Origin of the sequence: Algivirga pacifica, from assembly GCF_039543525.1 — a bacterium.
Classification (GTDB): Bacteria; Bacteroidota; Bacteroidia; order Cytophagales; family Flammeovirgaceae; genus Algivirga; species Algivirga pacifica.
In genome coordinates this window covers 1-25417 of sequence record NZ_BAABJX010000006.1, presented here as the reverse complement: position 1 = coordinate 25417, position 25417 = coordinate 1, and the positions used below count along the sequence as shown (strand labels likewise).

Here is a 25417-nt window from a genome sequence, read left to right as displayed (position 1 = left end):
AACTGGTCTTTGCCTCCTCGCAAAGACCAAAGCATAATGGAGTATCTTCGCTCCCATTTTATAAGCGTGAGCGTGGACGCTCAAATAATTTAATAGAAGTATACCTTTCCGTCTTCCTCCTTCGTCTCACATCCCATCACCAAAGAAATGGTCTTGATCACTCTATTGAACGGTTTCTTCTTGAACTTACCTGTGAATTTACGGTCAGCAAATGCTTCATCCACTTCAATTTCTTTGTTGTAAGCTTGTCCTATAATTACAGCTACTTCAGAAAGCGTACTTCCTCTAAACTCTAATGCTCCTTGCATCAACGCCGCAACATCCTCATAGCTATCGACTTTTTGAGTTTTCAACCCTTCCTCCGATAGAATTGCCTTTTCCTTTGCGACAAGAACAACCTCTTCATGACGCTCTGTAGCTTCATACGCCACTTTTCCCGAGACAACGGTCACTTCCGCAACACCAGCACTATCCTTCAATAAGAAAGAGGTACCCAGTACTTCTGTTTCTGTATGTGTAGTTTCAATCACAAAAGGTTTATCAGGGTTTCTATTCACCTCAAAAAAGGCGATCCCCTTAAGAGCTACTCTCCTCTCTGAGGCTCCATCAAAAGAAGCTGGATAAGTCAATGAGCTTCCTTCGTCTAACCATACCTGTGTACCATCTTCCAGTTGTAACGTCGTAATCGCCTTAGCATAAGTTGAAGTACTTTCTTCCAACTGAAGACTTCTGGATATCATTTCCGTGGCTGGCTGCTGGTCCGGCATCAATCGGAAAACGCCCAATACAGATACCATAACCACTGCTGCTGCGACAGCCACTTTCATATACGGAAAACGAACCATACGAGGAGATGCTTCTCCTTCGTCTACAGCCGCCGCTGTCGCATCTTCTGCAGGAGCCGTAATGGCATACCTCTTTTTGACCGCTTCCATTCTACTGAGCACTTCTTCCTCACTCAACTCAATATTGGAGGAGGGCTGTAATGTGCTGGCATCCTTCCACAATTGCTCAAAACCTGAAAGCTCAGCATCTATAGTATCATCCTCTATAGATTCTCCATGTAATTTTCTGGATATTTTTGCTTCCTCTGAATCTAGCGCTTCTATACGCTTTTTAACTTCCTGTAGCTTTTCTTGCAGTTGTTCATCAGTCAAGGACAAGCGCATTTTTTGTCCTATGATACTCGAAGAATGCCAAAGCCCTGACACTTCTTCCAATAGTGCTTTAAAAGAAGCATCTGTCTCCAGCTGCTCTTCCAAAGCCTTTTGGTCTTCGTGGCTAATACTCTTTCCCAAGTATTCCGCCAGTAATGTCCAATTTATTATATTTTTCATTCTAATGGCTTTTGATATCAAAGTGGGTTGTACCACTTTGGTGAATAAGGTTTTTCCTCACTATAATGACAGTTTAACTGCTCCAGCTGTCAAAAAAAATATCAGATAAAAGTGTCGCGGTCAAGGCAGCTCCCCACAAGGCCACAGCCTTAAGGTATTGAGGATCGGCATACCCCTTCAATTTCTCCCTTAACTCCTTGAGGGCCAACCCTATTTGATAGTGTACATTACGAGCACTCACCCCTAGGGTCTCAGCGATCTCTTTGTACGTTAAATCCTCAAACCTACTCAAACGAAAAATTTCCTTGCGCTCTTCTGGTAGGTCATCAATCGCCTCATAAAGTTTTTTCTCCAACTCAGAAAAATGGTAAGCATCTTCGGTTTCATTCTTATGCCATTCCTTGGTTTTTCCTTCGTTGTTATTATAGTCTCGGATGTAAGCCTCTCTCTTTAAATAGTTCAGTGTATGATTTCTGGCCATCATATATAAGTAGCCTTTGACAGAACTTCTGATTTCAAGTGTTTCTCTCTTTTCCCAGAATTTCGCAAAAACTTCATTGGTCAAATCCTCCGCTGCCTCTCGGTCCAGAGAATCCCAATATTTACCAGATACATAATTCAATAAAGCGACATAATGCTTCTTAAAGATAAACTCCCATGCTTTTACATCCCCCCCTCTGACATATTCAATCAGGGCAATATCATCTAACGAGTCGTAACTGTTCTGTGCCAACGTATAAAGCTTTTATAATCCACAAAAATTTATCTAATACAAAAGGAACCTTTATTCCTCCCCTCTTTTTCTCAAGTCAACATGCCGAAACAAACACAAGGTATTTCCTTCTCCATCTTATCTCTAAAACAAGACAATTCAAGCATTTCCTCAGACTATCTCCCACGGTCACTTTACACAAATTCCTGATATATTAATATCTTTACCCTAATTTTAGTAAAATTCGATCAAGATGACAAAAAAAGAAAAAGTAGAAGATATTATACAGACTTTGCAAAGGTTATATCCTGAGCCTCCAGTTCCTCTAAATCATAAGGATCCTTATACCCTATTGATCGCCGTATTACTATCTGCCCAATGTACTGACGAACGTGTAAACAAAATTACACCCTTATTGTTTGCGCAAGCCGACAACCCTTACGACATGGTTAAAATGAGCGTGGAGGAAATCAAGGAAATCATCCGTCCTTGTGGCTTATCCCCTATGAAATCTAAAGGTATTTATGGGTTATCTCAAATTCTGATCGATAAGTATAATGGTGAAGTCCCTGCCGATTTTGAGGCGTTAGAAGCCCTTCCTGCGGTTGGACATAAAACTGCCTCAGTGGTCATGAGTCAGGCTTTTAATATTCCTGCTTTTCCTGTAGACACCCATATTCATCGCTTAATGTATCGCTGGGGATTGACCACAGGAAAAAATGTTGTCCAGACAGAAAAAGATGCCAAAAGACTATTCCCGGAAGAACTATGGAATGACCTGCATCTACAAATCATTTACTTTGGAAGGGAGTATTGTCCAGCACAAAGACACAACCCCAATGATTGCCCTATTTGTCAAAAACATGGCAGAAAAACGTTGTTTAAAGTAAAAGGTAAGAGGTAAGGGCGACCCTTGTGGTCGACCCGACCCATACAAGAATAACGTATATTTACATAAGGCGACCCTTGTGGTCGACCCGACTCATACAAGAATAACGTATGTTTATATAAGGCGACCCTTGTGGTCGACCCGACCCATACGAGACAAAAGAAGGTTAGTATAATTGAGTATGGAAGAGAAAGGTAATTTACAGTTACACGAGTCAATTAAAGTGGAAAACATCCACCCTAGTACCCGATTGGATCAATATTTAGGCAATCGTATGCGAAATAAATCTCGCAATATGATACAGCGTAAAATTAAGGAGCAAAAGGTATGGGTCAATGGAAAGCCTTCACGTAGTAACTATAAGGTAAAACCAGGAGACCTGATTGAGTGGTACGAATCTTACGGAAAAATGAATGATATCACTCCCTTGGCTGTAGAGCTGGATGTTGTTTATGAGACCGACGAACTTATTGTGATCAATAAGAAGGCTGGTATGCCTATGCACCCAGGATTAGGGAACTATGACAACACCTTGGTCAATGCCCTAAAATACTATTATGAGCAAAAAGGGGAGCATGATAACCTTGTAAAAGACTGTCTGGTGCATCGGATTGATAAAAATACCTCTGGGATTGTTGTAGTCCCAAAAACCAAGGAAGCCTTCCATGCCTTGGAAATTCAGTTTCAGCAAAAAACAACCGAAAGAGTTTATCTGGCTATTGTATGGGGAATTCCAATACAGCATGTCGCTACCTTAAGGCATTTTATGGGAAGAAACCCACTGAACCAACGCTCTATAGAAATCTCTGAGGACAGACGGTTTGGTAAGCTTGGAGTGACCCATTATGAATTGGTAGAACACCATAAAAAATACAGTCTCGTTCGATGTGTGCTCGAAACTGGCAGAACACATCAAATAAGACTGCATATGAAACATATCGGCCATCCCTTAGTGGGAGACTCACGATACTTTATAAAAAGACCTGATTTTGACAATAGCATCTTGGAAAGACACGCCTTGCACGCCCACATGTTAGGATTCGAGGAACCCTCTACTGGCCTATGGAAAGTCTTCTCCACTCCCATACCAGAAGATATGCAAGGCTTACTCAATCTTTCGGAGTAAGGTATTTCTGTAACTCAATACGTTCACGGAAATAACTTCTTTGCATTTCCATATCAAACCCTTCATCACAATGTTGCTCCCGGAGAAACGCCAAAAACAAAAGGCGAACACCGTCAGAAGGGAGCAACAATGTCTCTTCCATCTCTGAGAAATTCACAAAATACGTATTATTTGGGCGACCATTCTCCTTTACACAAACAAAGCGACCTCGCTTATTTTGGATAAAAGGATATTTCACTACAAAATACAAATCATAGACTTCCTCAAAACTCCTGAAAAACACTTTATCGTGCCAGGCTACAAAATCTTTAATGTAATCTATCATTGGTGAAGACATTTATATCAATTTTAAATGTGGGCTTTGATCTATAATGGTTTATGCCACAAGAACATCCCCCTAAAAAAAATCGTTCTGCCTTCACTTTTCACCTACTGACTACTACTTCCTTCTATTTACATGTATTTACACAACACTCTGTATTATCCTATCCTTATATCAGAATGAACACAACCTTTGTACAGAAGGGTGCAAGTTTTTGGTGACTTTTGATGATAAAAAAAATTCCAACAAAATTGTTAATGGGTTTTAAACATGCAAAAAATGATTCATTCCATATTAACAAATGGCTTAGCTCTCTGAGAATTCATCACTTTACAACTATCTCACAAGCCCTTTATGAGCTTCTTCATTTTTTCCTTGATGAAAAAACGAAGCAAAAAAATCAAGGCTTTGAAGAATTTGCCTAATTTCTAATCGCAAAAGCTAAAAATTCCAAACTCGCTACGCTCAAACAATGGAATTTTCTTAACGCTTTTACGATTAAAAATTTTAACGGCAATTCTTCAAGGCCGTTTTTAAATATATAAAGGCCCTTTTTAAAGAAAAAAATATGAGTCACCCCTTAAATATTAATATGGAATGACTCATGCTTCTACTTTTTTATTGGTGGTTGGTGATTATTAAATTGACATTACAACTATAATTACTCTAATCACTAACCACCAATCACCAGCCACTATATCCCCTTAAACAACAATATTGATGATTCTTCCTGGCACGACAATGATCTTCTTAGGCGTCTTGCCTTCTGTCCATTTCTGTACCACTTCATCCTTCAATACGTCTACCTCGATATCTCCCTTAGGCATATCCAATGGGTAGCTGATCTTGGTTCTCATCTTACCGTTAATAGAAACTGGATATTCGTGTGATGACTCTACCAAGTATTTCTCCTCATGCGTAGGGTATGTTGCATTCACAATGCTATCTTCCTTACCCAATGCCACATGCCACAGCTCTTCTGTAATGTGAGGAGCATATGGAGAGATGATTACCAACAAGTCTTCCAGAATCGCCCTCTTAGAACACTTCAAGGCAGCCAACTCATTCACACAAACCATAAATGCCGGAACAGAAGTGTTGAATGAAAGATTCTCCACATCTTCTCCTGCCTTCTTGATGGTCTTGTGCAATGATTTCAACTCCTTATCATTTGGCTCTTTATCATTCACCAACACCTTTCCATTATCATCGATGAATAGCTTCCATAACTTACGAAGGAACTTTGCTACCCCGTCAATACCTTGGATATTCCATGGCTTAGATTGCTCCAATGGTCCCAAGAACATTTCGTAAAGGCGAAGCGTGTCTGCTCCGTACTTCTCTACTACCTCATCTGGGTTCACCACATTGTACTTGGACTTAGACATCTTCTCAACCACGTAGCCACACTTGTATGCGCCATCCTCAAGGATAAACTCTGCATCTGCGTAATCTGCTCTCCAGGCTTTCAATCCTTCAATATCCAATTCGTCATTGGCGTTCACCAACTTGATATCGATATGTTTGGTTTGCACTTCATACTGGTCTTTCAAGCCGTGAGAAACGTACTGGTTCGTATCTTTCACCTTATAAATAAGGCTTGAACGTCCCTGAATCATCCCTTGGTTTACTAATTTCTTGAAAGGCTCCTCATGACCAATGAATCCCATATCATAAAGGAACATGTTCCAGAAACGAGAGTACAACAAGTGTCCTGTTGCGTGCTCTGTCCCACCAAGGTAGAAATCTACCTGATTCCAGTATGCTACCGCCTCTTTTCCTACAAACGCTTCCTCGTTCTTAGGATCCATGTATCTCAGGAAGTACCAGCTTGACCCTGCCCATCCTGGCATAGTAGTCAACTCATAAGCATACTTGCCGTCATATTTCCAGTCTGTGGCTCTTCCCAATGGAGGATCTCCGTCTGCCGTAGGCAAGTACTCATCCACTGCAGGAAGTTCCAGTGGCATCTGTTCTGCCTCTACTAAGTGAGGGATCCCTTCTTCCGAGTAATATACCGGTACTGGCTCACCCCAATATCTCTGGCGGCTAAATACCGCATCTCTGATTCTATAGTTTACTTTCGCTTCTCCAACGCCTAGTTCAACCGCTTTGTCGATCGCTACTTTGATCGCTTCATCAGAAGTCAACCCATCAAGGAATCCTGAATTGATCATTTTTCCTTTCTTCACTTCTGTTGGATCTTCCATCTCCTCCGTTCCTTCGATCACACGAACGATTGGTAAGTCAAAGTGATTCGCAAAACGGAAGTCACGATCATCTGAAGATGGTACGGCCATCACAACCCCTGTACCATAGCCTGCCAATACATAATCGGCTACCCACAATGGTACTTCTTCACCTGTCAAAGGATTCACCACGTACGCTCCTGTGAATACCCCTGAAACGTGCTTCACATCTGCTTGTCTTTCACGCTCAGAACGGTTCTTCGCTACTTCAATATACTCGTCTACTGCCGCTTTTTGCTCTTCAGTCACCAACTCGCTGATCAACTCGTGCTCTGGAGCCAATACAACATAAGTCACCCCAAAGATGGTATCAGGGCGAGTAGTGAAAGCAGTTAGCTTGATATCCGATCCTTTTACCTGGAAATCCAACTCACATCCTCTGGACTTACCAATCCAGTTACGTTGCATTTCTTTTACGGCATCAGACCAATCCAAGCCTTCCAGGTTACGGATCAGACGATCAGCATAAGCGGTGATACGCATCATCCACTGCTTCATCTTACGACGCTCTACCGGATGTCCCCCTCTTTCAGAAAGACCATCTTTCACCTCGTCATTTGCCAATACCGTACCCAATGCCGGACACCAGTTGACCACTGCTTCATCCAGGTATGTCAAACGGTAATCCAATAGGATTTCCTCCTGACGCTCCTTATTGAACCCTTTCCATTCTTCAGCAGTAAATGCTACTGTTTCTGCTGCACATACGGCATTTACTCCTGCCGATCCTTTTGTTTCAAAGATCTCAATCAACTCCGCAATAGGGCGTGCTTTATCAGCATCTACATCATACCACGCCTGGAACAATTGCTGGAAAATCCACTGTGTCCACTTGTAGAAAGAAGGGTCAGAAGTTCTTACCTCACGATCCCAGTCATAAGAGAAACCAATCTTGTTTAACTGGCCCTTGAAAGTCCCAATATTGGCCTCTGTCGTTACTGCTGGGTGTTGCCCTGTTTCAATGGCATATTGCTCCGCAGGCAAACCAAAAGAGTCGAATCCCATAGGGTGCAATACATTAAACCCTTTCAATCGCTTGTAACGGCTTACGATATCCGATGCGATATAGCCTAGTGGGTGACCTACGTGCAGTCCTGCTCCCGATGGATAAGGGAACATGTCCAGTACATAGTATTTAGGCTTATTCGGGTCTACCGTGACCTTATAAAGGTTATTCTCGTTCCAATACTGTTGCCATTTCGGCTCAAACTCTTTGTGGTTATACTCTGACATAAGTTTAAAGCACCTCTATTTTTAGATAATATTTTTTCGATAACAAAAGCCTTATCATGTATATATATGATAAGGCACACAAATGTAATATATTTTAGATAAGATAGGAAGAAAGGGGAAAGGTAAGAGGCAAAAAGTAAAAGGTAAGAAATCCGTTGAACCGTTGAACCGTTGAATTGAGCGAAGCTCAATTCAACGGTTCAACGGTTCAACAAATTAATTATTGGAGATCACTTGTCCGGAACCTGTGATACGGCTACTCACCTCAGGAGCACCGAAATAATATATATTACCAGAGCCAGAGATTTCTGCATCTAACGTTCCTTCCTCAATGGTTACATACACATCTCCGGAGCCAGACACATTTACATCTCCTCTCTTCCCTTTCAGGGTCTCACTCATGATACTTCCGGAACCAGAAACATCATACGAAATAGTATCTGCCACTCCTGAAAGATAGATATCTCCAGAGCCTGGTACTTCTACCGTAATAGATTCTGAGTATAACTCTCCCTCAAAGCTTCCTGAACCTTCTAGTTCTAAACTAAAGTTATTGGACTGAAACGGTGTCATCAACTTCACCTCTCCACTTGCATCGATCTCTACTTCGTTAAGGTTCTGAACCTTGATATGGATTTCCAGTGGTTTATAGTTTCCTACTGTATTATTGAAGTCAATCTCCCATCTTCCATACTCCACATCAGTTTCCAAAACATCTAATATATTAGGCTGCCCATATACCTCTATGGATTGATTTCCTTGTGTTTGGGTAATGTAGATATTTGCTGCTACATCCATTTCTATGGCAGTCACAGGAGTTTCCAATTCCAATACGCGGCTTTCCACAGCTCCTACTCCTTGTATTCCAATCAAATCAATATCCTCACTACAACTGTACATTCCCATACTGCCACAAAGTGCTGCCAACATTAATTTTTTCATCTCTGTTTTTCTCAAAAAGTTCATCAATCAATTTTTCATCGCTTATTAGGAAGATGCACTTCACGACCTATTCGCATCATAACAGTGTACCTTCCGAATAAATCAATAATTAATCAAAAAAAATGCCAAGAGTTAAGGGACTTCAAAATCCTTCAACGCTTGGCATTTTATAAGAAATTCTCATTTTCATGAGATGAAAAGTCATTAACCCAATACCTAAATTTAAAAGTACTTCGGGTTTTCTCTAGTATAGATAATCCAAAGCCGTTTTATCATCCGCCGTAAACGGACGATCTGTACCATCTGAACAAGCCAACATCCATGATGCGACTGATGGCGTCGTTGGTGTGCCTGGGATGTGGTTAGCACCTACATCAGAAGCACCCTCATCGTCTGTTGCGCCTCCACAGCTATAACTACGATCCATATAGTCTGTATGACGGAACCCAATACAGTGGCCCATTTCATGTGCAATAGTCGTCACTAAAGCACCACCTGTTACCCCATCATAATAAGAACGAGTCATTTGGATTTCATTATGAGGATCTCCTGTAGCCGTCGGGAAACCTGCAGACCCCAGAATACCAAAGAATCCATAGTACCAAGGAGAAGCTACAATCGTAATATCTGCCGCTGACGCAGAAGTTACTCTCTGGAATGTCAAGGTTAGATTTTCTGCATTATAGCGGGCAATCGCCTGGTCTGTTGCATCAACATAATTCTGAGGAAGAGATACGTACACCGAAATCACTCTTGGTGCACTAACAAGGTTGGTGGTCGAATAATGCTCTTCTTTTGGTAAGATGCCTTCCTCCAGCATCTCATTGATCTGGCTTACCGTAAGGCGTATATCTTGCTCTACCACAACTGTTTCACCAAACTGTACAGGGTAGAAATTGTCGGTATTGAAGCCAAGTTCATTCAGTTTTTCGATCATCTCTGCAGTGATCTCATTTTCTGGTTGGGTAGTTTGTTCTTCTGTACAAGCACTAAATGCCAATAAAGACAATAGCACTATTAGTCTAATTGAGTTTTTCATTCTTAGTAATACTGTTTCTGTAAATAATAATTGAATTGGTGCATTGGGTTATTTGACTAAAACAATATAAACGTATTACCTTATAACACAAAACATTATTTTAATATTCATAAAAAAAACACCTTTTAAATTTATAAAAGGTGTTTCTTATCTATAAAAATGTTGTTTTATCTATAGCTCTTTCTTCTACTAGAATGCCTCTCCAAACGTCATGTACAAACCGCTAGTTCCATTTCCTACAGCATAGTCCAGTCTCAAGTGTGCTCTGTCTTTTTTATTCATATTCAAACGAAGGCCAGCACCTACTGTTCCTTTGATATTTTCCATCATATTTTCCACAGAGTTTCCAACATTACCTACCGTAGCAAATGCTGTCGCTCCAAATCTCCAGAACAAATCCTGACGGTACTCTACTTGTGCTGTTACGTAGTGATCATCTCTGTAACGTCCAAAGTAATACCCTCTCATTTGTCCATCACCTCCTAACATTGCCAATTCTCTAAATGGCGCATCACCAAATGTAAACTGTCCCATCGCTTGCATCGCCAATACACTTCCTCCATTCTGAGCAGAAGAGAAGTCAAAGTATTTACGAGCATCCAACTTTAGAGACGAAAAACCATAGTCACTCAAAGTTGCTTTCCCATGGTGTAAAGTAGAAACTTCCAGGTAATGTCCTCTTACCGGTGTCATCACCGAGTTACGAAGATCCCATTTGTAGATCAAACCAATACCAGCAGCAGTTCCTCCTTCTTCGCCAGGAATCACCTCTCCCAATTGCTCATCATTACATTCAAGACAGTCCTCAAACATAACATTCATATAACGGTTATATTTCACCTGTACTCCGGCAAACATACCCGGCTTCACTTGCTTTGCCCAGTCTCCTGTGAACATGGCAGCTGTCCAGTCTACCCTTCTTTCCTGTGCATCGGATGTATTATTTCCTATACCGAAATATTTCTCAGGGAATTTACGCAAGGTAAATCGACCTGTCGTGATCCACTTTTCTCCCGGAGCAATATACGTATGCTTCAAGTTAATCTTCCACTGATTATTCAGTGTATAAGCAGGATTAAACTCAATATTAGACGGACGTGTGTCTGCGCCTGCACCTTTAGGCTTGAACTGTCTCAGGATTAACACCCCTCCCTCTACACTGGTTTCAGGAGCATAGATAGCGTAAGGCAAAAAAGTATATTTCGTTTTATACGTATCGTTTGCCGTAGCCGTAGAATCTGGTGTTGCTTCCTGGGCAAAAGACATGCCCGCAACCAACATCCCCACGACAAGTAGTAAAGTCTTTTTCATCTTGTTTAGTTAATTCAGTTATTGTTTAACAGGTGGTAATCGTATAGGTGTGTCTCACTCCCCTGTTACAGATAGCCTCGATATTGCTGCCTTTTTAGGCGATTGATCGAGCATTTGCGTATCCTTTCTAGAACATTGGAACATGCACAACCCTAAAAATAATGCTATAGCAAATGGCAACCCTTTTTTAGCTGTCATCATTCATATCATTTTGTAAAAAAAATGTTTGCTGTCACAATTAAAGCCCGATATTACAGACTTATAGAAAGACAATTATAACATATTTTTTTAAAAATTGTGATTTACTGTTATAAATTGTTACAAGCAAAAAGGCTTACACCCTACCCTTTTTAATTTTCAATGATTAATTTTCAATTTTCACTGATGACCAATTATTGGCTGTTAAGAAGCTAACATTAAAGTTTATCACGCTTAATTGTCTATGAGTAAAAAAGCCCACCGAACTGCTTGTAGAGTGTATTGAGTTTCGATGATCAATTTTCAGTTTTTAATTAAAATGAATCACTCCTAAAGGCCGCTGAACTAGTTCTAGATCGTATTAATTATTGAAAATTAATCATTGATCATTGAAAATTAGAAAAGCTATAGCGTACCACTAACCTATTTCAAAAGCTCAGAGTTTTCTGCTTATACTAAAACTACAGGGTTTCTAAAAAACTTTTTAAGGCTTGCTGCTCTTCATCGGACAATGGGATACCATTGTTTAAGAGAGGAGATAGCGTCTTTGATTTTTTTATAGCATACCGATAATGCTCCAGTACCTCATTGAGTGTTTTAAATCGGCCATCGTGCATATAGGGAGCAGTTTTACTGACTCCTATCAGGGAAGGAGTTTTGAATTTCCCCATATCCAAAGAATCTAATGTAATCCGATAACGTCCCTGATACACTCCTTCTTTATCTGATGAAAACTGGGAGTCTAAACCATTATTATGGTAAGCATAATCTGTGAAATCAGGAGTCGTATGACAAGAAGTGCAATATCTTTCAAAAAGCTTTTTCCCTTTGGTTTCTACTTCAGAAAACACAAGGGTACCCTGCAGAACACTATCATAGCGACTCTTGGGAGGTAAAATTATTCGTTGATATTGTGCCAATGCCCTTACAAGAGCTGCCGACGTAATGGTATCACTGCCAAAGGCTTCCTTAAACAGTACCGGATAATCGCCTTTATTTTTTAAGCGTGACAACAAAAGGTTCAAATCCTGATTCCCCATCTCATCTACATGTCGTAAAGGACCAAAAGCCGCCGATTCCAAGTTTCTTGCCCCACCATCCCAAAACAAGGCTTGCTGCTTTTTTGCATTCCACAAGGAAGGAGTATGCCTTAATAAAGACTTTCCCGTTACCCCTTTGGAAAAAGCCACAGTATCGGCAAACCCATGTTGGGGCTGGTGACAACTCGCACAAGATACCTTCCCATTAACAGACAAGGCTGGGTCAAAGAACAAACGCGCCCCCAATTGCTCCCCTGCTAACGTGCTAGGATTATGCTCCTTTCTCTCTTGATTATTGGAAAAGTTGCCATTTGTACAGGCGATACATATCACAGCGAAGATCGCATAAAGAATGAAACGCATGAGTTTTTAATTTTCAATAGAATTTATCACAGTGAATTATTTACAAGAAGGAAAAGCACTGAACTGATTCAGAGTGTAGAAGTGTAGAGGTGTAAAAGTGTAAAGCCTGAAACTTTACACTTCTACGCTTCTACACCTCTACACCTACGGCCCACAAGGAATGTATTTTCTACTCCTAAGAAGTAAACCGTGATAATTAATCATTAACCACTGAAAACATCAAGGCATAATTATTCGCCACGTTCTGGCTATAAGGACCAAACATGGTATCCTCAGGAGAATTCCGTTCAAAGTCTATAAAGAAGGTCTGTCGTTCTGCTTCCGTTACCCCCACCTCTGCTTTATCACCAAAGATTTTATCAACATGCACCTTGACCTTCAATTGGTAAGTATCTGCCTCTTCCAACGTAATAGGTAAAGTGACGACTCTGTAGTTATCATTTCCTCCAATATGGTAGTTCATTCCCTCCTCTTGTGTGCCTTCCTTTAGATATCTTCCTTCTAACAGAAGAAATTTATAACCAGTATTCCAGTCCCAGGCCATCCCATTGTTAGGGTCCAGATCACCTACATTATCAGTCGATAAGTTGCGTTCAGGGTCAATCCCTACGGCAAAAGTCAATTGGGTATAACGCTCTTTAGGAACCGCTTCTATCACAATAGAATCCTCAGCACTTAAATCATAAGCTAGAAGGTGATAACTCTCTTTTTCTGTGAACATCTCTTCCCCCTCCAACCTTAAGTTAGAGAGATAAAAGCGAAAATCGCTGATCGTGATGGATTGCCCCAATGCGTTGGTATAAGTTTGTGCTTCCAGCACCAAAGGTTCATTATCATACAGAAACTCAAAATTGAGCGTCATAGGAACCGTTTCCTTTACTTCCTGGTCACAAGAGAAGCCAACAAAAGGAAGTAATAACAATAGCCAATATTTTTTCATGGGGTATGGGGGTTAGTAAATGAAGGATTCGTTAAGAATGTGGTATCCGTTAACATATGAAGGAATGCCAGAATCGCTTGTTTTTCGTCTTCTCTAAGATACAACTGAATCGTGGTATCCTCCGAGAAAATAGGCTGATTGCTCGCCTCTAATATCAGGGGATCTAACGTTTGACTGTACTGTATATGTTCATTGTAATGGTCCAATACTTCTTCCAACGTTTGAAAACGACCATCATGCATATAAGGAGCAGTTACTGCAATGTTTCGTAAGGAAGGCACCTTGAACTTGCCTCGGTCAAAATCATTGCCGGTCACTTCCATCAAACCGTCATCCGTACGGTTGGCATCGGTATCCAGACCATTATTCCGAAAAGCTTTCCATCCTATCGGATCCCCATTTTTCAAAGTTCCCAAATGACAGTCCCCACAATTCCCACCTCTCACCACACCCGGTATAGGATGTGTCTCAAATAACGCTATACCTTTCAGCTCCAAGTCAGTGGGTTCGTACTCCCCTCTCAGGTAGCGATCGTAAGGAGAATTATCTGATATTAAGGTACGTTGAAATTGCGCCAAAGCGAAGGCAATACGCTCTGAGGTCACTCCTGCCGTTCCAAAGGCTTTTTCAAATTGCTTGGTATACTTCTCTTCACCCTGTAAAAAAGCCACTGCTCCCTCCAACGTATGGTCCATCTCCAAAGGGTCTTGAATAGGTAAAAGCGCCTGCGCTTCCAGCGTCTCAGCTCTTCCATCCCAAAAGAACCGTCGCTCCCACATCAAATTGGAAAGGGCCATCGCATGGCGTCTTCCTGTCAATCCCCGTACTCCTATACTGAGCGGACGAGGATCTGAGAAACCAAACTCCTGCTGATGGCAACTCGCGCAGGATTGTGATCCATCTCTTGATAATCCCTTCTCATAAAAAAGCATTCTTCCCAACTTCACTCCCTCTGTCGTCAAAGAATTATTTTCTGGCAATATATATTGCTGACTGAAGTGAGGGGGAATACTTAACTCATAGGGGCTATTGACAGGTGAAGGCTCATCTGGGTCACAACTCCATAGGAGGATTATAGAAAAGAATAGGCTAAAAGGGGCGAAGTGTTTCATTGGCTAGTTTATCATAGTTGAGCATCACGTCATCCATTTATTGGGAAGCTAAGAGATACCTTTAGTTCTTCGACAATTCTCTCAAATAATTAAACAACTCAATATCAAGACAGTAAATAAAAAACCATTATCATAAAGACAATAGAAAATTACTTTTGGTCAAAATATACGAAATAATATAGAGGTTAATCGTTATTCATTCCCATATACTTTTGATAAAATATTCGTAGCTATTTAACTACTTGTAAGAAGGTCTGTTTATAAAAAAATTAAAGAATAAGTCAGGTATGCTCACTGCTCACTGCTCACTGCTCACTGCTCACTGCTCACTGCTCACTAAAAAAGAGAGGCCATTTATCAAACGACCTCTCTCCATATACTATAAAACTCTCATTAATTTTCTTTAGTGTCTAATAAACAACCTCAAAGCCCTGATCCCCTCATTGGTCTCTACCTGCATAATGTAGAGTCCATCTTTCAATAAGGATGCATCAACGGTTGCCTTTCCTTTGGTTTGAGGAGTATAACGTTTGATCTCCGCTCCACTCAAGCTAATAATGCTAATACGCTCAATTTGTACGTGATTATCCGTCAATACATTCACTTGGGTAGAAGCTGGGTTAGGTGCCAGACGCAACGGCACAGTCTTAAACTCAGGAGCTACCGAAGAAATCGTATTTGGCTTAAATGGACCATAATCCGATGTTTTACTACTACCATCTTTGGACTTCAACAAGAAGCTGATTCCATAAGTATCAATCACCTCTTTGGTCGTCGCATAGTACTCCGTTGGCACCATCGTAATAGAGTATGTTCCGTCATTATTGTTGGTCCATTTAGCAGCATCCGATGAAGCCGCCCACTCCCCGTTATTCTGATCTCCAGGCTGTTCCTCTGATCCGTCATCAACCCATGACCATAGGTATAGATCACTTACTCCCTCTACCGGAGTTCCTGTCGCATCAAAGGTAATCGTCAACGTCTTGTCTGCAGCCCAGTTTTCTGGATTGAATGTCAGTTCTTCTGGTAACGTAATGTCTATTTCTCCTAGTAGCTGATAAGACAATGTTAATGTCAAGAAGTCTGCGGTTAACTTATAACGTCCACTAGATAGTCCTGCAGGCAAGCTAATTTCTCCCCCGAAGCCATCCGCTTCAATAATATTAGTCCCATCTTCCGAACCATATTCGTTCCCTACATCCCATGACAATGCATCAATCAACTTGAAGTCGTCGGTGGTAGTGATACTTACTTCTACTTCATAAATACCTGGAGATACATTGGTCATTGGAAGTGCCTGAGCCAAATCCCAATCCACCATAGAACCTACCAAGTATAGCTCCTCTGGGAAGCTCTCTACTGCAAAGAAGAATGGCTTACCTTGATCATTCACTGTCACACTACCGTCAGCATTACGGAACGTTACGCCCATACGGAATGGGAATACGTTGGCATCCAGTGCGAAATACTCAGAAGGCGTTAAGGACAATTCCCAAAGCCCATCCGCATTCTTGGTCATTTTCCCTTTAGTATTATCATCCACGATGCTTACCAAGGTCTCGCTATCTGGAGCCTCAGTGACTACACCTGCAACCATATATATCTCTGAAGCGTCTGCCAACGTAGCATCTCCAAAGTTCGCGTCAAATACCACTTTGATTGGTGTCTCTTTCTTAAAGCGAGCAGGCTCTACAGCAACTGCTGCTCCCTGCTGAGCTGTAAGCCCTGCCTGAGGGAATGCCACCTGCTGGTTTACCAATACCACAAACTCTCCAGGACCCAATATCAAAGACCCCTTAGCTTCCACCTCATTTCCTCCATCAAAGAAATTATACCAAACGGCAGACTTGCCACTATAGTCATAAGCAACACTCATAGGAGAAAGGCCAAAGTTACCAATGGTTCTCATGCCGAAATCTCCATTATCCAGGGCATAGGTTTTAATAGACTTTCCTGCTCCCATATCGAGGGTTACATCCTCAGGGGCCAAGTCTGATAATCCTTTCTCAGCTCTAAGACCAATCAATGCCTGGTATACTTGATATAATTTTAAGCGATCGGCATCGTCCTTATACTCCCAAAGCACAGGCTTACGTCCTGTTCTGTTTCCTTCATCAACCGTTCCTCCCAATGCTACCTGATTAATGGATACGTCATACCCCAGCTCACCAAACTGCCAGATCATCTTCGGTCCAGGAATCGGGAAGAAGAAAGCGGCATTCAATTTCATGCGTTCCAGCGCTGTTACTTTCTCTTGCACATCATACGTTCCCTGCTGCAATCCATAGTTCAAGGCATCATACATCATACGCTCCTCATCATGGCTCTCCATATAAGACATTAAGCCTTTTTCGTTCATGCCACGATTCGCATAATACTGCCAATCCAAGCTTGCAGATCCTCCTTTTCCGGTATCACGGAAATCATGATTGATATTTCCCCATACCATCATGCCATGGTCTGTCAGTTCCTCTTCTTCCTCCAATGGTGCAAAGTGCTCTAGAATGACATAAGACTCCTGGTCAACTTTCCATAGTTCATCAGCCATACGCTTCAACAGCTCAATACGCTTGGCATCATAAGCCCCTCCATCCCCAGGCGTATTGGTAAAACCTTTGGTGAAGTCAAAACGGTATCCGTCGATATGGTATTCCTTTACCCAGTGCGCATTCACAGAGTCTAACAAAGCTTGTGTATACACACTCTCATGGTCAAAGTCTACTCCCCAAGAGAATACGGTATTTGGAGAAGTTGTATTATACCATGGGTTGTCTGCCGTAGGATCTCCAAAGTCTCCATCATTATACATCCTGTTGAAAGGTGAAGAATGGTAAGAATGATTCAGTACCATATCTATCACGACAGCAATTCCTCGGCTATGGCACTCATCGATAAAGGCTTTCAGGTCATTCTTTGTACCATAATACTTATCTGGAGCAAAGTAGAAGTTCGGGTTATATCCCCAGCTATCGTTTCCTTCAAACTCATTGATAGGCATCAGGTGAATAGCGTTGGCTCCTAGCTCATCAATATGATCCAGCCTAGCCATTGCCGCCTTATAAGTATCCTCATCCGTAAAATCACGGATATGCATTTCATAAACTACCAGCTCCTCTTTCGCTGGACGCACAAAGTCAGTGACCTGCCAAGTGTATGCTTCCTGATTAGTTTGTAGAACTGATGCTCTATAAGTTGTTTTTCCTTCCGGATAAGCAATAAGGTTCGGATATCGAATGATACCACTATTGATATACTTATCATCAAATGGGTCCGATACTTTCTCAGTATAAGGATCGGCAATACGGATATTACCATCTATAAGGTATTGGTAAATGTATTCTTTCCCAGACTCTAGTCCTGTGATCTCCAACCAAAAGTAGTTAGCATCCGCTTCCTCTGATTTCTTCATCACATACTCCTCTGATGCTTCCCAGTCATTAAAGTCGCCAATCAAGTAAACGAACTCTTTTTTCTTGACAGGATCTTGTAAGACTAATGTAGCTTTGGTTGGATCTTGTGCATCGTAGTTTACTCCTAGGTGCAACCCTGCAGGTCGTGCAGCAACCTCTACCGTAGGCTTTACTGTATATACCTTTTGATCTACAACACTCTGCTCTCCTGCAACAGCCTTTACTTCTACCTTTACCGTACCCGAAGAAGTTACTGTATGGGTATAGCTAATCGTTGTAGTAGCTTGGCTCTGCTTGACTTCTGCATCATTGACCCACAAGGACAGGTCCGCTTCAAGAGAAGACGTTGCTTCGATTGTGATTTGCTCTCCTTCTTCCAGAATACTTCCCTCTACAGGAGCGGTAATACTCACAGAAAGCTGTCCTTCCTGTACCACTTCTAAAATAAAGTCACTGGTTTGTCCATTGGACCAATCCTTTCCTTTCATTAGGATTCCCATTTTATCCAGCTTACCGTCCGGGATAGTCATAAACTCAGCAGGAGTAAATGTAATTGTCCAAGTATTGTTATCTCCTTTGGTCAACTTGGCGCCATCAGCATTGGCATCGGCGGGATTCACATTCGTTGGAACTGTGGCTTCTGGAGTCGCAGGAGCTTCCTTCCATACCCATACCCATGCTTCCGAAAGCCCTTCCAGTGTTGAATTACCGGAAACATCAAATGTAAACGTTACTTCGTCATTTGGACCAAAAGTTGCTGGATCTGTTGTTAGTGTTTGTGCCTGCACTCCGGGCAGCACAAAGGCGAGTAATGGAATCAATAAGAATAAATAGTAGATTTTACGGTGCATATATCTCATCTTTTTAAATCGTGTAAAACTAGATTAAAATCTGCCTTTAGTAAGTTTACTTACGGTATAAATAGCAGATAGATTATGACTTTTTCAATAATAATTGTCAGGGATACAATTAATAGATCCCAAGAGTTTTTCTACTTTTTTTTATTTTTCTTCCCTCTTCCTTCCTTTCAACCGATTGCATAAGTCCTTCTATTTCATCACTGAATAATGAAAATTCTTTAAATAGTACAATAAAAAAATCCTTAAGGACAAAGATTCCTTACTTCTTGATTATGTGAGAATTTACCACGGAAAAGTTCAATTATCCCTGATGAATAATATCACTTTTTATAGACAATCTTTATTGTACTTTTTAGTGTTACTACATAAAACTAACCGGAAAACGCTATGAATAAATTATTCTCATTATTGCTCGCGGTGGGGATGTTCTTTATCATCTCTCCACCAGAGGCTTGGGCACAGCAGACTCGAGCCGATGTATTCCAACAAGTAAAATCACTGGAAGCAGAGGCCAAGGCCCAGAAAGGGGATGTCGTATCTCCTAAGACTTTTGAAGATGGAGTAAAACACTTGGAAAAAGCGGAAAAAGTTTACGACAAAGGAGGAGAAATCTCCAAGATCAAAAGTGAGTTGGCTAAAGCTGAAGAAGCCTTCAATGAATGTATTGAGACCTCCAGAGTTGCAGACGTAATGTTTGAAGAGGCCTTGGAAGCCCGTACAGATGCCAGCAGTGCAGGTGCAGCAACTGCCGCAGAAGACCTCTGGCAAGATGCCGAAGACGACATGCAAGATGCCGGTAAAAGGCTAGAAAAAGGTAAGTCTGAAAAAGCGAAAAGACAAGCCGAAAAAGCTACTGAACAGTACCGTGAAGCCGAGCTGGAAGCCATCTGTAACAACACCTACGGCGACATACAACAAACCTTGGAAGAAGGTGATGACATGAAAGCCGATAAAAAAGCGGAGAAAACCTATGAAGATGCAGAGAACAAAGTAGAAGAAGGATTAGAGTCGCTCAGTAATGAGCGTTACGATAATCAAAAAGCACAACAACTCGCAGAAGATGCCGCCTATCAAGCGAACCATGCCATCGCTTTGACCAACAGTATTAATCAAATTGAGGAAGAAAAGATGTCTTATGAAGACATATTGCTCAAGGAAGAGGAAGATTTACAATCTATCGCTGATGTTCTAGGCACAGAACTAAAATTTGATAATGGTCGAGAAGCTGCCTTACAGCAGCTAAAAGATGAGATCACGCTGGTACAAGGTGAGGTCACTTCCTTAAGAGGAGAAATAGAATCTATGAATGCTGCTTCCGCAGATAGTGAAGCCGCCATGAGAGCTCGTATCGAAGAGACCAAAGCTAAACTTAATCAAATCTTCAATATGTTTGATGAAGATAAGGTAGAGGTATTCGAGCAAAAAGGAAAGTTCATTCTCCGTATGAAAGGGTTCAACTTTGATGTAGGTAGTGCCGAAATCGGTACTGACAATTACGAGTTACTGACACAAGTACAGGAAGCCGTTAATATCTTCCCAAATGAAAAGATTATTGTAGAGGGACATACTGATGCAACAGGTGGGGAGGAACTCAATCAGGAGCTTTCTGAAAAACGTGCAGAGGCTGTAAAACAATACTTACAAGCCAATATGACCAATGGCGGTATGAATATAGAGGCTAAAGGATACGGAGAAAGTAAGCCAATATCTAGTAATGAAACAGAAGAAGGTCGTCAAGACAATCGTCGCATTGACATTGTGATCGACACCGCTTTAGGTGAATAAAGACACTGTTTAATCTTGTGTTTTTGTGTGTGAAAAGTGAAAGTGGGAGTACCATTGTACTTCCACTTTCTTTTGTTCATGATGTTTAATTGAGCTTCGCTCGTTCATGATGTTTAGTTGTTTGATTTTGGTACTTGAAATCTTTACACCTTGAAGCAATTCACTCATTTTCCCTGCTGATAAACAATTGACCATAATAAAATCTAATACTCAACTAAACACTATGAACGAGCGAAGCTCAATTAAACATTATGAACATAAGTCGTATTAGGTAAACGCTTATCCATGATGGCAAACCACAAAGGAGGAAACAAGGCAATCAAGATAGCCGTAGGATATCCAAAAGGAAGCAAAGGAGCTTCTTCGTGATGGTCCAAAACCTGATATTTCTTACTAGCCAAGTAATGATGATCTGAATGTCGGGTAAGCTCATAGAGTAAGATACGTCCTACTTCATAGTTAGCATTCCAAGAGTGATGTGGCATCACCCGTTCATACCTTCCTTGTTTATTTAGCGTTCTCATTAGTCCATAATGCTCTATATAATTGATGGTTTCCAATAGTAGAAATCCAATAATACTTCCACAAAGCAACCATAGTAAAGGCATAAGGCCGTAATAATATCCAACCCCTCCAAAGAGCGCTAACTGTGACAACTGCCCCCACAATAAACGATTGTGAAAACTCCAAAAAGACCGTTGGTGTGTTGATAATAAGTTCAATTGAATTCTCCAAGCCGACAGGTAAGAAAGCACTACCGACCTTACCCAAAACCCATATACCCATTCTCCTTTGCGGGAAGTTGCCGGATCCAGTGGAGTAGCTACATTTTTATGGTGTCCACGATTGTGTTCTAATGTAAAATGGCTGTAAAGGGAAGGTATTAATAGCAACTGTGCCATAATATAATCAAAGGTGCCTGAGCGATGTCCCAACTCATGTGCTACATTGATACCCGAGGCTCCTAAAACTATTCCGGTCGAAAGAATACTCCCTACAAGCTCAGCAGTTGACAACTCCTGAGAGACCAATTGCTGTAGCAATAAAAATACAGTGGCATAAACCAACACTACATTCAAATACAGTAAGAAATCAAAGAATTTCACTCCTGATTTTTCTTTGGCTTTTTCAGGGCTAACATTTTTTTGATCTACGGGTAGTATACTTTCCAATAAAGGAACCAGTATAAAGACCAATATAGGATTGAGCCACACCCAATATCCCTGAAGGTATAACCCTGTCAAAGCAGAAATAGGAAGCAAATAAGCGATCAGGTATTTAAAGTCTCTTGTTGCCATTTAGTTTAAGGTTATGTGTTAATACCGTAGAAGTGTTATTGAAAGTCATTTGAATACTATCACTCGACTATAAATATACGAAAAACTTAAGGAAGTTGGAGGGGGCCTTTTTTACGTAAACTGCTCAGGGGTATTCCTTAGCGCTTATTTTATGGTGTTTTTATTCTTTTTAATAAAAAAGTAGCAATTAACCCAACTATACTAAATCCCATCAAGATTAGAAATACATATTGGTGGCCTTTCTCCTCTGGGTAATGATCTAGATAATACCCCATTAAAGGTCCCATAAAAATATCAGGCGTATAGCCTATCACAGACATTAAGCCTACAGCAGCCCCTGTAAAGGCTAAAGGAATCTTAGCCTCCTCCATCACAGAAAAATAAATACTCCTCAAGGCATATACTCCCATTGCCCCCAATAATAATAGGAGTAAATAAGTATACTCCCAAGTTAATGGAATGACACCTGTACCTATACTCCCTCCAACAATAGAAAGTAACAAAAAGCCCCAAAGGATCAAGCGAGATGGACGTAACCGGTCTGCCAAGATTCCCGTCAGTATTGCCACGATTGGCCTTACCCACATGGTCATAGTTCCTATATACGCTGAATTAATTTCATTGAAATCTAATACCTCTCTAGCAAATAATGAGAAGTCATCAGTGACCTTATACCCCACATAAGCACAGACAATAATAATGGCTAATAACCATACCTGAGGCAATTGTAATAATGTCCGTACCCCTTTCCATTCCTCAGTGGTTGAGGAGGATAACGTACTTTCTTTTGTATTAGGCAATACCCACCAAGACAGTATGCCTAATAAAGCAACAATCGCTACTGCTCCCAAGATCACCATTCTAAATGCCTGTTGCCTTACTTCCAATGTTGCCTCTGATGTTTCTACTGGGAGTAAAAATGAAAATAAGAAGACCCCTCCTGTACTCATCAGGGCAGCTACCAGTCCTCTCCCCCATCCAAAAAGCCAAAAGCCTTTCCTTGAGCATCCGTATCTCCCCATTGTCGAGTGGCACGAATCAGGGCTGCCCAAAACAACAATATCGTTGTAATTCCCCAAAAACCATATACTAAGCAGATCACTTGAAAAGAGGGATAATAAGACATGACAATACCTCCAACGGCCGTCATAATCAATGCTATGGAGATTAAACGACGAGGAGCATAACGGTCAGCCAATAATCCTCCAAAAAAATAGGATAGCATAGCCGTGACACCATAGATAGAGAAAGCCGTCCCTAGTTGAAAATTACTCAGCTGAAATAAGTCCAAAATTGTGGAACGAAATATGCGTACCATTACGAAGGGAAGGAAAAAAATTCCTTCCCCTGTCATAATCAGTAATAACATACCAATAAGGGGCTTTATGCTTTTCGATGGGGAAGATTGTACTTGTTGATTCATGTTATTTTGTATTTCCGATAAAAATCCAATTTCCTCAAAGCGAACATTCGCCTTCAAGGAGTTGTTACAGTTTTATATAGTTTAAATAATTTACGAGAGTTAACACTCTTGCTTCTAGGACATTCACTTAAAACCCACGATAAAATATTATGAGACAGAGTTCATTATTAGGAGGTCTGGTCGCCTTTGTCGGATTAGTACTGTATTTTTTTCTGATGAAATCGCTTGGATTAATCCATGTTGTTGAGCTAAGGGCACTCAACTTACTTTTCCTTATTGGAGGAATATTATTTGCCATTAAATGGGAGCAAAAGCATTGGGGCAAAGGTTTCAATTACTTTGACGGCCTTATTTCAGGAGCTGGAGCAGGACTTATGGGAGTAATTCCTTTCGCTCTATTTATCTTTATCTATTTAGAGTTTATTGACCCTGCCTTTATGCAGCAAATCAGAGAACAGGAGATTATGGGACATTACCTCACTTCCTTCAATGCTGCATTTGTTATCTTTATAGAGGGCACAGCCTCTGGCTTGCTCGCTACCTATACCATTATGCAATACATCAAGGCACATATTGGCTATCACCAGCATGAAAATCACTCCTAAGAAGGAGAAAGGAGAAAGGAGAAAGGAGAAAGGAGAAAGGAGAAAGGAGAAAGGAGAAAAATTACACTCCCTTATACCTTTCTCCTATTATTTTTACTTTTTCCTATTGTCTAGTTTCCCACAAAATACTTTTTCATTCTTCATTCCTCATTCTTCATTCCTCATTCTTCATTCCTCATTCTTCATTAGCTACCCCTCCTTCCGCTACCCACATAAAGAACAGCTTATATCCCAACACCAAGATCACAGGCCCTGTGAACAATCCTATCACTCCCATCAAAGCCATTCCTCCTACGGCTCCAATAAAAATAATCAGGATAGGGATATTAGCCCCTTTTCCAATAAGCATAGGTCGTAACACATTGTCCACTAAGGTCACCAATACTTCCCATATCGTAAAAATTATCGCTACAGCTGTCGGCTCATGAGAGCTCACATAAATAATAATCGGTAAAATCACCAAAACTGTAGGCAGCTGCATGATCGATAGCATGACAACTAATAACGTCCATAAACCCGCTGCAGGTAACCCAACCAACCAAAAACCTATACCCGCCATAAGTCCTTGAGTTAAGGCCACTAATATCACTCCCTGAGCAACACTTCGCACAATATTTCTTACGGTATGTACAAACTCCACTCCCTTGGTTCCTATAATTTTTTGTAATGCCTTAATGGATAAGCTATAAATCTGTGCCGCATAAACCATAAAAACTATAGAAATAATAATTGCCAATAATGTCTGAAAGGCTGTCACCACAATAGATGCAGTAATTTTTAACAACCAAGTACTAGCTTGCTTCACCTGCTCCGGAAACTTGTTTAAGGTTCTCACTAGATTCCCCGAGGCCTCTTTCCATAAGTCATAGATGATTCCTCCTACCAAAGGAATTTCCTTCGCTTCTTGAGGAGGGGGAGGTAATGCAATCGCATCTTTTCTGATTTCTTCCGCAATAACTTTCCCAGAAGCCATCATAGATTCCACAAAAAAAGTAGAAGGAAATATAAAAAGCATCAATAACAATACTGCCCATAAAACTGTCGCCCACTTGACACTCCCTCCCAGTTTATTTCTTAACTGATCAAATAAAGGATATAATGCTATGGCAATGATCCCACCCCACAGCATGGGGATCATAAATGGCCTAAACAATAAAATACCTGATTATAACGTTTTGCTGAGCTACAGTTTTTACTATTGCAATGAAGATGCAATCAATAAA

The 25417-nt window shown here is 40.9% G+C and carries 19 protein-coding genes; 4 read left to right on the top strand and 15 right to left on the bottom strand.

Annotated elements, in window-relative coordinates:
• Positions 1–89: 89 nt before the first annotated feature.
• Both ABD985_RS01615 and ABD985_RS01610 read right to left on the bottom strand, forming a co-directional pair.
• On the bottom strand, positions 90–1337 hold the full coding sequence (locus tag ABD985_RS01615; RefSeq protein ID WP_345368673.1) for a FecR family protein: 1248 nt from the start codon (positions 1335–1337) through the stop codon (positions 90–92).
• 73 nt (positions 1338–1410) lie between these two features.
• The gene (locus ABD985_RS01610; RefSeq protein ID WP_345368671.1) at positions 1411–2070 is read right to left on the bottom strand and encodes an RNA polymerase sigma-70 factor; all 660 of its coding nucleotides are present in this window, start codon (positions 2068–2070) and stop codon (positions 1411–1413) included.
• 232 nt (positions 2071–2302) lie between these two features.
• On the opposite strand from ABD985_RS01610, the gene nth reads away from it, so the two are divergent.
• Positions 2303–2953, top strand: a complete 651-nt coding sequence (gene nth / locus ABD985_RS01605) for an endonuclease III (protein WP_345368670.1) — start codon at positions 2303–2305, stop codon at positions 2951–2953.
• A 166-nt stretch (positions 2954–3119) separates the two neighbouring features.
• Entirely contained in the window at positions 3120–4064 is a 945-nt protein-coding gene (locus ABD985_RS01600) for an RluA family pseudouridine synthase (protein ID WP_345368669.1), read from the top strand.
• On the opposite strand, the gene ABD985_RS01595 is transcribed toward ABD985_RS01600, so the two are convergent.
• The 9 genes from ABD985_RS01595 to ABD985_RS01555 all read right to left on the bottom strand — a co-directional run bounded on the left by ABD985_RS01595 (position 4048) and on the right by ABD985_RS01555 (position 19074).
• A complete protein-coding gene (locus tag ABD985_RS01595; RefSeq protein WP_345368668.1) occupies positions 4048–4389 on the bottom strand; it encodes a hypothetical protein in 342 nt (113 codons plus the stop codon). The two genes, ABD985_RS01600 and ABD985_RS01595, sit on opposite strands and share 17 nt — an antisense overlap.
• Positions 4390–5090: 701 nt before the next feature.
• The gene (gene leuS, locus ABD985_RS01590; RefSeq protein WP_345368667.1) at positions 5091–7868 is read right to left on the bottom strand and encodes a leucine--tRNA ligase; all 2778 of its coding nucleotides are present in this window, start codon (positions 7866–7868) and stop codon (positions 5091–5093) included.
• Positions 7869–8084: 216 nt separating this feature from the next.
• Complete coding sequence (locus tag ABD985_RS01585) at positions 8085–8810, bottom strand: head GIN domain-containing protein (RefSeq protein WP_345368666.1); 726 nt, start codon at positions 8808–8810, stop codon at positions 8085–8087.
• Between the two features lie 244 nt (positions 8811–9054).
• On the bottom strand, positions 9055–9849 hold the full coding sequence (locus ABD985_RS01580; RefSeq protein ID WP_345368665.1) for a M57 family metalloprotease: 795 nt from the start codon (positions 9847–9849) through the stop codon (positions 9055–9057).
• Between the two features lie 189 nt (positions 9850–10038).
• Entirely contained in the window at positions 10039–11160 is a 1122-nt protein-coding gene (locus ABD985_RS01575) for a BamA/TamA family outer membrane protein (protein ID WP_345368664.1), read from the bottom strand.
• A 659-nt stretch (positions 11161–11819) separates the two neighbouring features.
• A complete protein-coding gene (locus ABD985_RS01570; protein WP_345368663.1) occupies positions 11820–12761 on the bottom strand; it encodes a cytochrome-c peroxidase in 942 nt (313 codons plus the stop codon).
• A 196-nt stretch (positions 12762–12957) separates the two neighbouring features.
• A complete protein-coding gene (locus ABD985_RS01565) occupies positions 12958–13701 on the bottom strand; it encodes an MbnP family protein (protein ID WP_345368662.1) in 744 nt (247 codons plus the stop codon).
• Entirely contained in the window at positions 13698–14813 is a 1116-nt protein-coding gene (locus ABD985_RS01560; protein WP_345368661.1) for a cytochrome-c peroxidase, read from the bottom strand. Before ABD985_RS01560 ends, ABD985_RS01565 begins: the two co-directional genes overlap by 4 nt.
• Before the next feature lie 403 nt (positions 14814–15216).
• Entirely contained in the window at positions 15217–19074 is a 3858-nt protein-coding gene (locus ABD985_RS01555; RefSeq protein WP_345368660.1) for a DUF4961 domain-containing protein, read from the bottom strand.
• Between the two features lie 396 nt (positions 19075–19470).
• Here ABD985_RS01555 and ABD985_RS01550 point away from each other — a divergent pair, with 396 nt between their 5' ends.
• The gene (locus ABD985_RS01550) at positions 19471–20868 is read left to right on the top strand and encodes an OmpA family protein (protein ID WP_345368659.1); all 1398 of its coding nucleotides are present in this window, start codon (positions 19471–19473) and stop codon (positions 20866–20868) included.
• A gap of 242 nt (positions 20869–21110) precedes the next feature.
• Here the strand turns inward: ABD985_RS01550 and ABD985_RS01545 are convergent, their stop codons facing one another.
• The 3 genes from ABD985_RS01545 to ABD985_RS01535 form a co-directional block, all read right to left on the bottom strand.
• Entirely contained in the window at positions 21111–22166 is a 1056-nt protein-coding gene (locus ABD985_RS01545; RefSeq protein ID WP_345368658.1) for an alkane 1-monooxygenase, read from the bottom strand.
• Positions 22167–22315: 149 nt separating this feature from the next.
• Complete coding sequence (locus ABD985_RS01540) at positions 22316–23188, bottom strand: MFS transporter (RefSeq protein ID WP_345368657.1); 873 nt, start codon at positions 23186–23188, stop codon at positions 22316–22318.
• On the bottom strand, positions 23125–23589 hold the full coding sequence (locus tag ABD985_RS01535) for an MFS transporter (protein WP_345368656.1): 465 nt from the start codon (positions 23587–23589) through the stop codon (positions 23125–23127). Before ABD985_RS01535 ends, ABD985_RS01540 begins: the two co-directional genes overlap by 64 nt.
• A 149-nt stretch (positions 23590–23738) precedes the next feature.
• Here ABD985_RS01535 and ABD985_RS01530 point away from each other — a divergent pair, with 149 nt between their 5' ends.
• Complete coding sequence (locus ABD985_RS01530) at positions 23739–24194, top strand: DUF4199 domain-containing protein (protein WP_345368655.1); 456 nt, start codon at positions 23739–23741, stop codon at positions 24192–24194.
• 175 nt (positions 24195–24369) lie between these two features.
• Here the strand turns inward: ABD985_RS01530 and ABD985_RS01525 are convergent, their stop codons facing one another.
• Complete coding sequence (locus ABD985_RS01525) at positions 24370–25347, bottom strand: AI-2E family transporter (RefSeq protein WP_345368654.1); 978 nt, start codon at positions 25345–25347, stop codon at positions 24370–24372.
• Positions 25348–25417 lie beyond the last annotated feature (70 nt).

Coding starts and splice junctions, on each gene's coding strand:
- ABD985_RS01615 (WP_345368673.1), bottom strand. CDS start 1,337: ATGAAAAATATAATAAATTGGACATTACTGGCGGAATACTTGGGAAAG.
- nth (WP_345368670.1), top strand. CDS start 2,303: ATGACAAAAAAAGAAAAAGTAGAAGATATTATACAGACTTTGCAAAGG.
- ABD985_RS01600 (WP_345368669.1), top strand. CDS start 3,120: ATGGAAGAGAAAGGTAATTTACAGTTACACGAGTCAATTAAAGTGGAA.
- ABD985_RS01595 (WP_345368668.1), bottom strand. CDS start 4,389: ATGATAGATTACATTAAAGATTTTGTAGCCTGGCACGATAAAGTGTTT.
- leuS (WP_345368667.1), bottom strand. CDS start 7,868: ATGTCAGAGTATAACCACAAAGAGTTTGAGCCGAAATGGCAACAGTAT.
- ABD985_RS01585 (WP_345368666.1), bottom strand. CDS start 8,810: ATGAAAAAATTAATGTTGGCAGCACTTTGTGGCAGTATGGGAATGTAC.
- ABD985_RS01580 (WP_345368665.1), bottom strand. CDS start 9,849: ATGAAAAACTCAATTAGACTAATAGTGCTATTGTCTTTATTGGCATTT.
- ABD985_RS01575 (WP_345368664.1), bottom strand. CDS start 11,160: ATGAAAAAGACTTTACTACTTGTCGTGGGGATGTTGGTTGCGGGCATG.
- ABD985_RS01570 (WP_345368663.1), bottom strand. CDS start 12,761: ATGCGTTTCATTCTTTATGCGATCTTCGCTGTGATATGTATCGCCTGT.
- ABD985_RS01565 (WP_345368662.1), bottom strand. CDS start 13,701: ATGAAAAAATATTGGCTATTGTTATTACTTCCTTTTGTTGGCTTCTCT.
- ABD985_RS01560 (WP_345368661.1), bottom strand. CDS start 14,813: ATGAAACACTTCGCCCCTTTTAGCCTATTCTTTTCTATAATCCTCCTA.
- ABD985_RS01555 (WP_345368660.1), bottom strand. CDS start 19,074: ATGCACCGTAAAATCTACTATTTATTCTTATTGATTCCATTACTCGCC.
- ABD985_RS01550 (WP_345368659.1), top strand. CDS start 19,471: ATGAATAAATTATTCTCATTATTGCTCGCGGTGGGGATGTTCTTTATC.
- ABD985_RS01545 (WP_345368658.1), bottom strand. CDS start 22,166: ATGGCAACAAGAGACTTTAAATACCTGATCGCTTATTTGCTTCCTATT.
- ABD985_RS01540 (WP_345368657.1), bottom strand. CDS start 23,188: ATGGGGAGATACGGATGCTCAAGGAAAGGCTTTTGGCTTTTTGGATGG.
- ABD985_RS01535 (WP_345368656.1), bottom strand. CDS start 23,589: ATGAATCAACAAGTACAATCTTCCCCATCGAAAAGCATAAAGCCCCTT.
- ABD985_RS01530 (WP_345368655.1), top strand. CDS start 23,739: ATGAGACAGAGTTCATTATTAGGAGGTCTGGTCGCCTTTGTCGGATTA.